Source organism: Pelomonas margarita (assembly GCF_043555875.1).
Taxonomy (GTDB): domain Bacteria; phylum Pseudomonadota; class Gammaproteobacteria; order Burkholderiales; family Burkholderiaceae_C; genus Pelomonas; species Pelomonas margarita.
In genome coordinates this window covers 1-13205 of sequence record NZ_JBIGHW010000014.1, presented here as the reverse complement: position 1 = coordinate 13205, position 13205 = coordinate 1, and the positions used below count along the sequence as shown (strand labels likewise).

The following is a 13205-nucleotide window of genomic DNA, read 5'->3' as shown; positions in this document are numbered from 1 at the left end:
TCAGGCGGCGGGCGTGGCCTCGGTGTCGGCGTTGCCGTCGTTGAGGTCGATGGCCAGCGCGATGGGTGCCGCAGCGGCCGCCAGGTCGTCGTCGTCGCCTTCGGCTTCCTCGGCCGCCGCCTGTTCATCCATGCGCTCGATCAGCGTCGCATGCACGTCCAGCGTCATCTCGTCCAGGCCGGTGATGCGCACTTTCACGTGGCTGCCGCGCGGCAGGGGCTCGCAGCCCAGCGCCTTGAACACCAGCGGCAGGTCGTCGGCGCGCACCAGGCCTTCCTTCATGACGGTGGCGGTCAGCTCGGTCGTGTCGTTCTGCTGCAGCCAGCGCAGCGTCCAGAAGCGCTCGATGCCGTTCTGGAAGCCGTTGTAGGCGGCGTAGGCCGACTCGAAGCCCGAAATGATGGAGAACAGCTGCGCGTCCTTCGGTTTGAAGGGCGCGGCCAGCGCGGCCATGCGGCCGTGCCGCGCGCAGGCAATGATCTGCCACTGGTTGACCAGGTCCACGTAGCGGCGCAGCGGCGACGTGGCCCAGGTGTACTGCGCCACGCCCATGCCGGCGTGCGGCAGCGCCTTCACGCCCATGCGCACCTTGATGCCGGGCGCCAGGCTGGCCTGGCTGCGGTAGATGCCTGGCAGGCCCAGTTCGGCCAGCCAGCCGCCCCAGGCGGAGTTGGCCAGGATCATGGCCTCGGCCACGATCAGGTCCAGCGAGCTGCCGCGGGCGCGCACGCTGATTTCCACCGACTCGCTGCCGTTGGGCGGCTCCATGCGCTCGCCGGCCAGGCGGAAGTTGTAGTCCGGCCGGTTGAAGTTCTCCGGCTTGCCGCGCACCACCTCGCGCTGCGCCTTCAGGTGCTTGGCCAGGCGCCAGCAGAAGGCCAGCTCGGGGGCGAAGGCGTAGTCGGCCGGCGCCTCGCCCGACAGCGAGGCGTCGGTGACGATGCCGTCCAGCTTGTCGTGGCGCAGGTTGGACGCGATGTGCACGCGCTCCAGCTTGGTTTCCTTCGCCTTGATCTCGAACGTCGCCTCGTCCATCGTGAAGTAGATGGACACGGCCGGGCAGTCGCGGCCCTCGATCAGCGTGTAGGCCTGCACGACGTCGTCGGGCAGCATCGTGATCTTCCAGCCCGGCATGTAGACCGTGGACAGGCGCTCGCGGGCCACCTTGTCGACGGCCGAGTCCGGCGTGATGGCCAGGCCGGGTGCGGCGATATGCACGCCGAAGGTGATGGTGCCTGTGCCCAGGCCTTGCACGGAGAGGGCGTCGTCGATCTCGGTGGTCTGCGAGTCGTCGATGGAGAAGGCGCGCGCCGGGCTCAGCGCCAGTTCGTCCTTGATCTCCGGCGCGGTCAGGGCCGGGAAGCCCGCGCCCTTGGGGAAGTTCTCGAACAGGAAGCGCTTCCAGTGGAACTGGTAGGCGCTGGTGATGGCGCCGGCGCCCTGCAGCAGGTCCAGCGGTGCCTTGTGCGCGAGCTTGCTGGCTTCGACGACGGCCTTGTACTCGGGGCCGTTCTTGTCGGGCTTGAACAGGATCTTGTAGATCTGCTCCTGGATGGGGGCGGGGCAGGTGCCCGCCACCAGCTCCTGAGCCCAGGCCTCGATCTGCAGCGCCTGCTGGCGCTTGCGCTCTATCCCCAGCAGCGCGGCCTTCACCGTCTCCTCAGGCGCCTTCTTGAACTGGCCCTTGCCGGCGCGGCGAAAGTAGTGCGGCGCCTCAAACAGGCGGAACAGCGCGGCCGTCTGCTGCAAGGTGCCGGCCTTGGCGTCGAAGTAGTCCCGCGCGAGGTCGGCAAAGCCGAACTCGCCCTCGGGCGCGAACTCCCAGGCCAGATCCAGGTCGATGTCGTCGGCCAGCTTGCGAGCCTCGGCCAGCAGCACGGCGGGCGCCGGCTGCTCGAACTTCAACAGCACATTGGCGGCTTTCACCTTGACCCGCTTGCCCGAATCAAGCTCCACCTGGAGCGAGGCATCAGCCTCGCTCATCACCCGGCCGGCGAGGAATTTCCCGGCGTCATCAAACAGCGCAAACATAGGGGCCGGATTGTCCCTCAGCGGGTGAGGTGCGCCAGCAAGGGTGGCAGATGCGCCTCGAAGTCGCTCAGGCCGTGGTCGCTGCCATCCACCACCTCGCCGTCGCAGCCGGCGTAGCGGGCCAGCATCTCGCGCCAGTCCAGCAGCTCGTCGCCCTTGGCGATCAGTGCGTAGTAGCGCGATGGGGTGCTCAGGCGAGCTGGCGGCGTCAGCGCCGCCAGCTCGGCCACGTGCTGCGCCGTGAAATCGAACTTCAGGGCCGGGTCATGCCAGGCGGTCAGCTCGCCGATGTGCTGGGCGAGGTCGCGCGCCGGGTCCACGGCCGGGTTCAGCACGGCGGCACGCCAGCGGCGGTGGGCGGGCTGTTCGGCCAGCGAGGTGGCATAGAAGCCGCCCAGCGAGCTGCCGATGACGGCCGCACCCTCGGCCGGCCAGTCCGCCACCAGCGTGGCCACCTGGGCCATCGCGTCGAGTGGCGAGGGCGGCAGCTGCGGGCAGGCGAACACCAGCCCCGGCTGGGTGGCGGCCCAGGCCGCCATGCGCACCGCCTTGGCCGAGGCTGGCGAGGAGCGAAAGCCGTGCAGGTACAGCAGATGGGTCAGGGCCATGACGGAAGTTTTTGCGTGAACTTTGTGGGCGCCGCGACGGGGGCGGCATCGGGTTGACGCAAGTGTCGCCGCGCTTAAAGTCGCCCGCTTTTGGTTTCCTTCGGACACATCTCATGACCCCGATGTCGCGTTCCGTTCTGGCCACCGCCGCGCTACTCGCGCTGACGGCCCTGGCCCACGCCCAGACCCCGGCCACCGCCGCTGCCGCTGCCCCCGCTGCACCCGCCGCCGCTGCCGCGGCCCGCCCGCCGGTGGACCCCACCGCGCCCAAGCCGTTTGCCGACGTCATCAAGGGTGCCAAGGAGCAGCCCGGCCTGTTCCCCATCTGGCGCAAGGACGACAAGGTTTGGCTGGAGATCCCCAAGGAGGCCTTCAACAAGCCCTTCCTGTTCACCGTCAACGTCGCGAACTCCGTGGGCGAGCGCGGTCTGTACGCCAGCCAGATGCTGGGCGACGAGATGGCCGAGTGGCGCCGCGTCGGCAACCAGATCCAGCTGATCGCGCTGAACATGAAGTTCCGCACCGACGACGCCGTCAACCGCCGTGCGCTGGAGCAGTCCTTCTCGCCCAGCCTGATCACGTCGGGCCCGGTGGCCAGTGCCGAGCACCCGGACCGCAAGTCGGTGCTGGTGGACGCCAGCGGCCTGCTGCTCGGCGACATCCCCGGCTACTCGACGCGCCTGGAGGCGGTGTACCGCCTGCCGTATGCGCCCGATCGCGCGAACTCGCACATCGAGTCCACCCGTGCCGAGGCCGGCCTGACCACGCTGACCTCGCGCGTGCATTTCGCCACCGCGCGCATCCCCGCGCCGCCGCTGGTGCCGCCGCCCGTGGCCGTGCCCACGCCGCCGCAGGCCACGCCAGACCCGCGCTCGATGTTCTTCAGCTTCGTCTACAACTTCCGTGCGCTGCCCGAGCAGCCGGCGGCCATCCGCCACATCGATCCGCGCCTGGGTCACTTCATGGAGACCTACACCGACCTCGGTGACGACCTGAAGGCCAACCCGCGCGTGCACCTGCTGTCGCGTTGGCGCCTGGAGAAGAAGGACCCGGCCGCCGCGCTGTCCGAGCCGGTGCAGCCCATCGTGTTCTGGATGGACAAGAACATCCCCGTCAAGTACCGCGAGTCCGTCAAAGCCGGCATCCTGGAGTGGAACAAGGCCTTCGAGAAGATCGGCTTCAAGGACGCTGTTCAAGCCAAACAGCAGCCCGATGACGCCGACTGGGACAACATGGACGCCACGCACGCGTCCATCCGCTGGTTCACCGGCGCCGACGTGGGCTTCGCGCAAGGGCCGCACACCCGTGACCCGCGCACCGGCGAGATCCTGGATGCCGACATCCGCATGAGCGACGTCTTCGGCCGTGGCAGCCGCCGCTTGGCCAGTGACGACCTGATGGGTCAGCACGCCCAGCACGCCCAGCACGCCCAGCACGCCCAGCACGCCCAGCACGCCCATCAGGGTCACAACCACGCGCCGCTGGCCAGCTGGATGGGCGAGCGCAGCCGCGCGCGGATCGAGCAACAGTGCAACTACGCGGCGGATCAGGCCAGCGAGTTCGGCTTTGCGCTGGACCTGCTGGCGCTGCGCGACGGCCAGGACATGACCGGCCCCGAGGCCGAGGCGCTGGCCCAGGCTGTCATCAAGGACACGATCATGCATGAGGTGGGCCACACGCTCGGCCTGAAGCACAACTTCCGCGCGTCCGCCACCATCACCCAGGCCCAGCTGCGGGACAAGGCCTTCACCGAAGCCAACGGCATCTCCAACTCGGTGATGGACTACAACGCCTACAACCTGCCGCTCAAGGGTGAGCCCAAGGCTAGCTTGACCAACACCACGCTGGGGGCCTACGACTACTGGGCCATCGAGTACGCCTACAAGCAGGTGCCGGCCGAGCAGGAGGCGGCCGAACTGGCCCGTATCGCCGCGCGCTCCATCGAGCCGCAGCTGGCCTATGCCGACGACATGGACCAGGGCGTGGGCGGCGTCTATGACGGCTTCGACCCGCGCAGCAATCAGGGCGACCTGGGCGACGACCCGCTGGCCTACGCCAAGAAGCGCCTCAAGCTCAGCCAGGAGCTGTGGGAGCGCGTGCAGGCTCGCAAGCCCCAGGCTGGTGAAGACCCGCTGCGCGCGCGCCGCTCCGTCCTGTCCTCGTTCCGCCAACTGGGCACGACGGCGCACAACGTCAGCAAGTACGTGGGCGGCCTGCAGGCCGAGCGCGTGGTGCCGGGCGTCACGCCGGGGCCGGCCTTCAAGCCGGTGGACAACGCGCAGCAGCGCGAGGCGCTGCGCTTCATCGCCAGCGGCCTGCTGGCCAGCGACGCGTTCAAGTTCCGCCCCGAGTTCCTCGTCACCCAGACGGTGGACTACAACGAGTGGGAGCGCGGCCTGCCGCTGTCCATCCCCGACGCCGTGGCCGCCGTGCAGGCCCGCGTGCTGGACCGCCTGATGTCGGCCGCCACCGCGCGCCGCCTCATCGAGCAGGGCGCCTACCTGCCTGAGGCCCAGCGCAAGGGCGCGGTGTCGCTGAGCGAGGTGTACGGCACCCTGCAGGGCGCCATCTTCAGCGAGCTGAAGACCGGCGCCGAGGTGGACCGCATGCGTCGCAGCCTGCAGCGCGAGTACGTCAAGCGCCTGCAGGCACAGCTGAACCGCTCGACCAACGCGGCCGCCACCTACGCCGACGCCTTCTCGCTGGCACGCTGGCACGCCAGCCAGCTGGCCGGCGAACTGCGCATGGGCGCGGCCAAGCCGGGGCTGTCGGTGGAGACGCGGGCGCACTTCGCCGAGCTGCAGGACATGCTCAACAGCATGCTCAAGGCCACGCTGACGCGCAGCTGATCGCGCGGGGCGGCCACCGCCGGCCCCGTGGACGCGGGAGACATCCCACGTTCTAGGGCCTGCCGGTGCCCGCCGCCCGGGCAGACTCGCGCCTCGTTTCGCGAGAAGGGTCTGCCCATGAATGTTTGCCGTCTGCTCATCGTCCCGCTTGCCGTGCTGTTGCTCGGCGGTTGTGGCAAGTCGTCCACCTCGCTCGGGGAGGGCGGCTCGGTGATCAGCGGCTCGGCCGGCCCGGCCGGCGCCAGCAATGCCAGCCGCCAGCTCGTCAAGTGCGACGCGCCGGTGGCCACGATGGCCCTGATCGAGAACCCCAACGGCTACAGCTATGCCGGCAGCTACCAGCTGCCCGCCAGCCCCGTGCCCCTGGTGCGCCTGCTGGCCCAGCAAAGCGGGTGCTTCCGTGTGGTGGACCGCTCCGCCGGCCTGAAGGCCACCGTGCGCGAGCAGGAGCTCAAGGACGCCGGCATCCTGCGCCAGCAGGGCAACACCGTGCACAAGGGCAAGGGCTACGAGGCGCAGTACAGCCTGACGCCCAGCCTCACCTTCAGCGAGCAGGACGCTGGCCGGCAGATCGGCGGCATCCTGCAGGCCATCCCCTACCTGAACAAGCTCGTCGGCGCGGCCGAGCAGGTCAAGCTCAAGCAGGCCCAGGCGGCGCTGCTGCTGACCGACAACGAGACCACCGAGCAGGTCGCTGCCGCCACCGGCTCGGTCGAGGTGGCCGACCTCGGCGTCGGCGGCGCCGTGGTGGGCAAGCTGGGCGGTGCGGCTGGCGCGGGTTGGAGCAACTCCAACGAGGGCAAGGTCATCGCTGCGGCCTTCATGGACGCGCACAACCAGCTCGTCGTGCAGGTGCGTGAGCTGCAGGCCAAGGCGCTGCCGCCACCGGTGGCCACGCGCCAGAACCGCGGCGGCTGAGCGGCCCAAGGGCCTGTTCGCCGGCCGGTGGCGCCGGCGTGGCTATGCTTGGCGCATGCAGTCGGCCAAGCCCTTCAAGATCCCCGAATCCGTTCTCGTCGTCATCCACACGCCTGATCTGCAGGTGCTGCTGATCGAGCGGGCCGACCACCCCGGTTACTGGCAGAGCGTGACCGGGTCCAAGGACTCGCCGGACGAGCCGGCCGCCGAGACCGCGCGCCGCGAGGTGCTGGAGGAGACCGGCTTCGACATCGCTGCGCTGGGCGCCAGCCTGAGCGACTGGCAGCTGGCCAACGTCTACGAGATCTATCCGCAGTGGCGCCACCGCTATGCGCCTGGCGTCACGCGCAACACCGAGCATGTCTTTGGCCTGCAGCTGCCCGCGCCGCTGACGCCCACGCTCGCACCGCGCGAGCACCTGGCCTGGCAATGGCTGCCCTGGCAGGAGGCGGCGGACCGCTGTTTCTCGCCCTCCAACGCCGAGGCCGTGCTGCAGCTGCCGCGCCTGCGGGCCCGGCCCGCCGCGTGATGCGCTCCGTCGCCCGCCCCACGCCCCACGCGCCCGGCGCGGTGCTGCGCGTGGCGACCTACAACATCCACAAGGGCGTGCGCGGCCTGGGGCCGGCCAAGCGGCTGGAGATCCACAACCTGCAGATGGGCGTGGCGGCACTGGACGCCGACATCGTCTGCCTGCAGGAGGTGCGGCTGTTCCACCACCGCGAGGCGGCCTTGTTCGACCACACCTGGTTCGGCTGGCCCGAGCAGGGGCAGGCCGAGTTCCTGGCTCCCGCCGGCTACGAGGTGGCCTACCGCACCAACGCCAAGACGCGCTTCGGCGAGCATGGCAACGCATTGCTGTCGCGCTGGCCGCTGGGCGATGTGGGCCACCATGACGTGTCGGACCACGCCTTCGAGCAGCGCGGCCTGCTGCACGTGCCCGTGCACTGGCAGGGCACGGTGGTGCACGTGGTGGTGGCGCACTTCGGGCTCATTCATTCCAGCCGCATGCGCCAGGTGGACCGGCTGGCGGCCTTTTTGCGCGAGCATGTGCCAGCGGGCGCGCCGGCGCTGGTGGCGGGCGACTTCAACGACTGGGGCGAGCGCCTGGACCCGGCCATGCGCGCCCACGGCCTGCGCCGCGCCGGCTTGCAGGGGCAGGCGCGACGCGCCACCTTCCCGTCGCGGCTGCCGGTGTTCGCGCTGGACCGCGTCTACACCGTGGGCCTGCGCTGCACGGGCCTGCAGGTGCCGCGCGGCCCGAGCTGGGCGCGCATGTCCGACCACCTGCCGCTGCTGGTGGAGCTGGTGCTCGAATGAGGCTGAACCTGCGGCGCCGGCGCCGCGCGCGCGCTGCCGAGGTGGGCTTCACCGGCGGCAACGAGCTGGAGCTGCTGCGCGGCGGTGATGAGCTCTTCCCGCGCATGCAGGCCGCCATCCGGCATGCGCACAGCGACATCTGGCTGGCGACCTACATCTTCCACAGCGACGCCACCGCGCTCGCGCTGGCCGACGCGTTGATCGCCGCCGACCGGCGCGGCGTGCGCGTGCGGCTGGTGATTGACGGCTTTGGCAGCAACGGCAGCCTGCGCGAGCTGCGCGAGCGCTTCGCGGGCAGCGGTGTGGCGCTGGCGGTGTTCCGGCCCATGGACCGCTGGTGGCGCTGGCTGCAGCCGGGCCAGCTGCGCCGGCTGCATCAGAAGCTGTGCGTGGTGGACGGGGCCGTGGCTTTCGTCGGCGGCATCAACGTCATTGACGACCGGCTGGACCTGCACCACGGCCCCAGCGAGCTGCCGCGGCTGGACTTCGCCGTCGCGCTGCGCGGCAGCCTGGTGGAGCTGGTGGGGCAGAGCGTGCGGGCCATCTGGTCGCGCGCCTGGCTGGGGCGCGACTTCGACGACGCGCTGCTGGACTACGTGCCACTGCGCCGCCGCCTGGGCCTGTGGTTCAGCCAGGTCTGGCGCGGCCCGCAGCGCCTGCCGGAGCCGGTGATGCCGATGGCACCCGTGTGCGCGGCCTTCGTGTTGCGTGACAACCTGCGTCGCCGCCGCACCATCGAGCATGCCTACGCCGACGCGATCGCCAACGCCCGTGGCAGCGTGGACATCCTCTGTCCCTACTTCTACCCCGGCCAGCGCATCCGCCAGGCGCTGCGCAGCGCGGCCGACCGGGGCGTGCGTGTGCGCCTGCTGCTGCAGGGCAAGCTGGACTACCGGCTGGCCGGCTGGGCCGCCGAGGCGCTGTACGCCGAGCTGATCGGCCATGGCGTGGAGATCTACGAATACACGCCGGCCTTCTTGCATGCCAAGGTGGCTGTGGTGGACGGCATCTGGGCAACGGTGGGCAGCTCCAACATCGACCCGCTGTCGCTGCTGCTCAACCTGGAGGCCAACGTCGTCGTGCACGACGCCGCCTTCGCCACGCAGCTGGCCCGCGAGGTGGACGCCGCCATCGCCGTGTCGCAGCGCGTGGGTGAGTCGGGCGGCAAGGGCCTGCGTGCCATGCTGCGCCGGGCCGTGGTGGCGTGGTTCGCCTACGTGTTCCTGAGGGTGGCGGGGGCGGCCGGGCGGTATTGACAGGTATACAAGCTGGGTTAGACGAGTCAGTGATCGACGACTCCGTGTGGAACTGCTCGTGATTGCGCCACCTGATGGGTACGCTGCTGCAATGCGCTCGGGCAATCAGATCGGCCCGGTTCCGGGTCACAAGTCTGCGAAGACCTACTACGAGCAGTGGTGGTGGTGCCGTGTCGTCAACGACGCAGAGCCGCCAGCGCCTCGTCGGTCCTGATGGCGTCGGACAAGTCGAAGGCTTCCACCGTCGGCGGCTTGATCAAGGGCAGCACGTCTTGATGCCGACCCCGAAGCCAGGTCTCCCAGTCGCCCGGGTCGACGTGGATCAGCGACCGCTTGTCCTGCGCGTCCGGCGGTAGTTCGGGGTTGGGCTTGTGCAGACGATTCAACAGCGGATGGCTGTCGCAGTTGGTGGTGAGCAGTGTGAAGTTAGGCACCAGCTCTCCCGTCTTCGGGTCTGTCCACTCAGACCACAACCCGGCGAGCATCCAAGGCGTGCCGTCAGCTCGCTTGAGCTGCCACCAGATGTTCTTGCCGGTTTCCCAGTTGGGTTCCTGGTACCAGGCCGCAGGTGCCAGGCAGCGGCGTCCAGTTGCCCAGGCCACCTTGAAGGTCACCTTCTTCTCGATGCCCTCGACGCGCGCGTTGTTCGTGCTGCGCGGACGTCCTCGCTTGCCGGGAACTTTGCTGGGCAGGTAGTCGATGCGCTCGGGTTGACCGGGGCGGATCAGGCCCCATTGCCCGACGTGACCGACGACGGCGCCGTCGGCCGCGACGAAGAAGACGCCGTCTTGATTCGGCCCCACCGTGCGCATGGCGTAGTCAGTGATGACCCAGCGCGCCGCGTGCTTCGCGACGTACACCGCGAAGTCGTCCTTGGGGCTGACGTGATACAGATTGCACATGACCGCAGCACCATAGCGAATTGGCATGGGCATCGCCCGACGGGAAGCCTGACCGGCCTACCACCCGGCTTGTTATCGCCGCGCAGTTCGATCAGGCAGGCCTTGGTACCAGCCAGGTTTCGTTCGCCGGGGCTGGACAGCACCGATGTGAACCTCCAGCGAGACGGTTCCCGCAAACACGGCGTGACCTGCTGGGGCGTGGCGCAGTGAGCTGCGAGAGGTGCTGCCCATGCGCGGTTGTCGATGGCACGCCACGCGCTCGCTGCACTGGGGCGGCGAAGTCGAGCAGCGCTGTGGGCATGGGTGGTGCAGAGCCAGTCCTACTGCCTTGGCCATCCGAACAGCGTCGCACGCGTTCGGATGGCCCCGATTACCTCGCGAAGGTCCATCGGGTCCAACTTGTTCTTGCTCAGGAATGCCCGCCATTGCGTCTGTTTGGTGGTGTCGTCGGCAAATGCATCGCTCAGGCCGATGGGCATGGTGCTGGGCATGGTCGTCTTTCGGCGGGCGAAAGTCGCTTCGACGGCTTGCTGCAGCTCTGCGTCGTCGAGCGTGTCGTCGCGCAACAGCAGGGCGAGATCGAAGAAGTCTTTCATGCGGGTGTTGGTCATGCCCAGCACGGTCACGGCATGCAGCTTCTCGGCCACGACCGTAGCCTTGGGGTAGGCGCGCAAGGTCGGCGCGGGGACGTCTCGCAGCAGCGTGGCGTAGGCGATGGACTGAGCCGCCGGCGTAACGGCATCGCCGAAGCCGATGTCGATCTGCAGGGACATGCGGGCGCCGTCGAGCGTGGCGCGCAGGTCGATGCGCACGCCGCCATAGCCAGTATCTTTGCGAATCGGGCTGCCCGTGACCGATCTGGCATCGAAGACGACGCCGTCGTCCACTGCGATGCTGGCAATGGATCGGAACAGGTCGACCAGCGTAGGCACGTCGTCGGGGCCGAATCCCAGAAGGTCGGCATCGCGTGTCGGCCGGTGCGGCTGCCCGTACCAGAGTTGGAACAGCAGTGCGCCCTTGAGCAGGAAGTTCGGCGCGTGTTCGGAGATGGACAGCCGGTAGAGCAGGCGTTCCAGCCCGTACCGGGTCAGCGTTAGGTTGAAGTCCTGCTTCGACTTGTCGGCGTGCTGCTTGAGCCTGGCGCGGATCGACGCAGCGCGGTTGGTGGTCATGCCGTGATGGCCTCGATGTAGGGGCGCATGACGTTGGCCATACGCCTGCGCGCGGCGTGGCGCCAGAGGTCGTCCAGCGTGAACTTGCGCTGGGTCCAGCCGTCGCGTAGGGCTTCCAGCGCCACATCCAGGCCGATCTTGTTGCGGAACCGAAAGCAGTCGACGACGGTCCGGGCCGCGTTGAAGACCGGCACGTCGACGCCGTCGATGTGCAGGCGATCGACGCCCTCGGCGAGGGCCTCGTCTGACATCCGCACGACGCGGATGGGGGGCTGGTCGAGCCTGGGACTTACCATGTGTGGAGGGATGGCGAACCAGACCTCATGGGGCGCCTGGGTCCCAATTTCGTGGACCCGTAGGGCCGACAGCAGGCAGACCACGCCCCGGGGTACGCGTGCCGAGACTTCTGCCAGCGAGCGGTGCTCGCTCATCTCGGCGCCCGGCAGACCGTAGAGACCGCGTGCCACGCGTTCGAGCTTGCCGGCCTGCACCAGGCGCGTCAGGACGATGGTTGGCAGGCCCTGCTGCGTCAGGTCGCGCGCACGCAGCAAGGTGCGGTTGCGCGCAAGGCGCAGGACCTGCTGTTCGTGGGTGGATGCGGTCGTGGCGTCACTGGCCGTCATGGGTGCATTGTGTTGCGAAAATAATGTGATGGTCAATAATTACAGTCATAAAGAAACATTGATGCTCGTGAGCTGGTGGGGGCCGTCAGACACGCGAGTGCAACTCTGGCGGCAGCACCCAGATCCCAACAGGGGTGGTTTTCAGTGTTGGCAAACGGCGCATTCAGAGCAAGCTGGGCTTCAACGGCAAGCTCGTCGAGTACGAGCGCGCATGAGGGTTCTTGCGAAGGATCGTGCCGAGCTCATCGAAGCGTTGGTTGCCATCGACGACGAGTCATCGCTGTGGACTGCCGACGAGCGCCGCGGCCACCTGGTGGCAACGAACGGCTGCCGCGGTCTCATGGAGCCAGCAGCGCAGGACCGCCTCACGACGGTCTTGCTGGGGCAACTTCGGCCTAGGGATGCCCAGGGAGCTTGAGGGCAGCCCGGAAGCAACGCATACATGCCCACACGGCGAGGAGTCCCGGAGGGGTGCCGATTTTGACGATTTTGACGGTTTTCGCTACGCTGCCAATCAACTGGAGTTCGCCATGACCACACTCGCACGTACCGCCTCCGCGCCTTCCCTCGACACTCAAGGTCGGAAGGAGCTCAGCTTTGTGCTCGCGGACATCACTGCGGGCTTTGCGGCCAAGTTGTCGTCCTTGGTTAACGCACAGCTAAAGGCGAAGAAGGCCTCTCCAAAGGTCGTCGAGAAGGTTGTTGCGGAGAAGGTCCCCGCATTGCTCGAAGAGGCGTTTGTCACAGGCCTGTTGGTAAGCAAGGCGGCCGCGGAACAACGTGCGGTGTTGCTCCACTTGCTATCCACTGTTCAGGTCCAGTCGCTTGGACTCACGGGAAAGTCGCTCCCTCGAGAGAAAGCTGCGTCGGTTGAAGCTCTCGAGGCATTGGACGACGATGAGCTGACGAGCGAAGAGGCTGCGAAGCTGCTGCATGTTTCCCGAAGTCATCTCAACACGTTGGCAGACTCGGGCGCTCTTGGGGAGATACGACGAACGGCTGGCAATCACCGACGAATTTCTAGGATCGCCTTGCTCGCCTACAAGGCAAGTAGCAAAGAACGGCAATCCAAGGGTCTCGACGCGATGATGGATGCCAGTCGGAAGCTGGGGCTCTACGACGAGGAGCTCGCCGGCGTTCCTCGTCGCGCTAGTCGCTGAGCATGGTCAAACGTCGGCAAACGCCTAATCTTACTGTGTCAATAAAATCAAGGCATTATGCGGACTTCTTGATTCTTTGGTTGAGGATCGATGAACGTCGCAGACCGCTTTGAGGAATACCTGGAGCATTTGGCTTCGGGGCTGGGACACGCCGACCGTCACGAGGGGCTTCGTGGCTATTGCACGGGACTGATGTTGCCGCTGGCTCGCAAGAGCGTAGAGCCCATGGCGGCGCGTGTGGACCCGGTCCACGCAAGTGCGCGGCATCAGTCGCTGCATCACTTCGTGGCGAAGGCTGAGTGGTCCGACGAGCAAATGCTTCGTCGCGTCTGCCAGTGGGTCGTGCCCAAGATGGACTTCAGCGAAGGT

The 13205-nt window shown here is 68.0% G+C and carries 12 protein-coding genes; 7 read left to right on the top strand and 5 right to left on the bottom strand.

Annotation, left to right across the window (positions count from 1 at the left end):
- The gene (locus ACG0Z3_RS19810; protein ID WP_394400783.1) at window positions 1–2031 is read right to left on the bottom strand and encodes a ribonuclease catalytic domain-containing protein; all 2031 of its coding nucleotides are present in this window, start codon (window positions 2029–2031) and stop codon (window positions 1–3) included.
- A 17-nt stretch (window positions 2032–2048) separates the two neighbouring features.
- Window positions 2049–2639, bottom strand: coding sequence for a YqiA/YcfP family alpha/beta fold hydrolase (locus ACG0Z3_RS19805; protein WP_394400780.1), 591 nt, complete (start codon window positions 2637–2639; stop codon window positions 2049–2051).
- Window positions 2640–2761: 122 nt separating this feature from the next.
- On the opposite strand from ACG0Z3_RS19805, the gene ACG0Z3_RS19800 reads away from it, so the two are divergent.
- The 5 genes from ACG0Z3_RS19800 (at window position 2762) to clsB (ending at window position 8979) form a co-directional block, all read left to right on the top strand.
- Window positions 2762–5488, top strand: a complete 2727-nt coding sequence (locus ACG0Z3_RS19800; protein ID WP_394400777.1) for a zinc-dependent metalloprotease — start codon at window positions 2762–2764, stop codon at window positions 5486–5488.
- 117 nt (window positions 5489–5605) lie between these two features.
- Window positions 5606–6406, top strand: a complete 801-nt coding sequence (locus ACG0Z3_RS19795) for a CsgG/HfaB family protein (RefSeq protein ID WP_394400774.1) — start codon at window positions 5606–5608, stop codon at window positions 6404–6406.
- A 55-nt stretch (window positions 6407–6461) separates the two neighbouring features.
- On the top strand, window positions 6462–6935 hold the full coding sequence (nudB, locus tag ACG0Z3_RS19790) for a dihydroneopterin triphosphate diphosphatase (RefSeq protein WP_394400771.1): 474 nt from the start codon (window positions 6462–6464) through the stop codon (window positions 6933–6935).
- Window positions 6935–7723: an endonuclease/exonuclease/phosphatase family protein gene (locus ACG0Z3_RS19785; protein ID WP_394400769.1), complete on the top strand. Its 789-nt coding sequence runs from the start codon at window positions 6935–6937 to the stop codon at window positions 7721–7723. Before nudB ends, ACG0Z3_RS19785 begins: the two co-directional genes overlap by 1 nt.
- Window positions 7720–8979 (top strand): cardiolipin synthase ClsB, encoded by a 1260-nt coding sequence (gene clsB, locus ACG0Z3_RS19780; RefSeq protein ID WP_394400766.1) that lies wholly within the window; start codon window positions 7720–7722, stop codon window positions 8977–8979. The genes ACG0Z3_RS19785 and clsB overlap by 4 nt, the downstream gene beginning before the upstream one ends.
- Before the next feature lie 176 nt (window positions 8980–9155).
- On the opposite strand, the gene ACG0Z3_RS19775 is transcribed toward clsB, so the two are convergent.
- The 3 genes from ACG0Z3_RS19775 to ACG0Z3_RS19765 all read right to left on the bottom strand — a co-directional run bounded on the left by ACG0Z3_RS19775 (window position 9156) and on the right by ACG0Z3_RS19765 (window position 11676).
- Window positions 9156–9839 carry an SOS response-associated peptidase family protein gene (locus ACG0Z3_RS19775; protein ID WP_394400764.1) on the bottom strand — a complete coding sequence of 228 codons (684 nt, stop codon included), beginning with the start codon at window positions 9837–9839 and terminating at the stop codon, window positions 9156–9158.
- 362 nt (window positions 9840–10201) lie between these two features.
- Window positions 10202–11053: a nucleotidyl transferase AbiEii/AbiGii toxin family protein gene (locus ACG0Z3_RS19770; protein WP_394400761.1), complete on the bottom strand. Its 852-nt coding sequence runs from the start codon at window positions 11051–11053 to the stop codon at window positions 10202–10204.
- Window positions 11050–11676 (bottom strand): type IV toxin-antitoxin system AbiEi family antitoxin domain-containing protein, encoded by a 627-nt coding sequence (locus ACG0Z3_RS19765; RefSeq protein ID WP_394400759.1) that lies wholly within the window; start codon window positions 11674–11676, stop codon window positions 11050–11052. Before ACG0Z3_RS19765 ends, ACG0Z3_RS19770 begins: the two co-directional genes overlap by 4 nt.
- 530 nt (window positions 11677–12206) lie before the next feature.
- Between ACG0Z3_RS19765 and ACG0Z3_RS19760 the strand changes: the two genes are divergently transcribed.
- Both ACG0Z3_RS19760 and ACG0Z3_RS19755 read left to right on the top strand, forming a co-directional pair.
- The gene (locus ACG0Z3_RS19760) at window positions 12207–12836 is read left to right on the top strand and encodes a helix-turn-helix domain-containing protein (protein WP_394400757.1); all 630 of its coding nucleotides are present in this window, start codon (window positions 12207–12209) and stop codon (window positions 12834–12836) included.
- A gap of 90 nt (window positions 12837–12926) precedes the next feature.
- Window positions 12927–13205 (top strand): transposase (locus ACG0Z3_RS19755; RefSeq protein ID WP_394400754.1); only part of this gene is annotated, 279 nt, incomplete at its 3' end.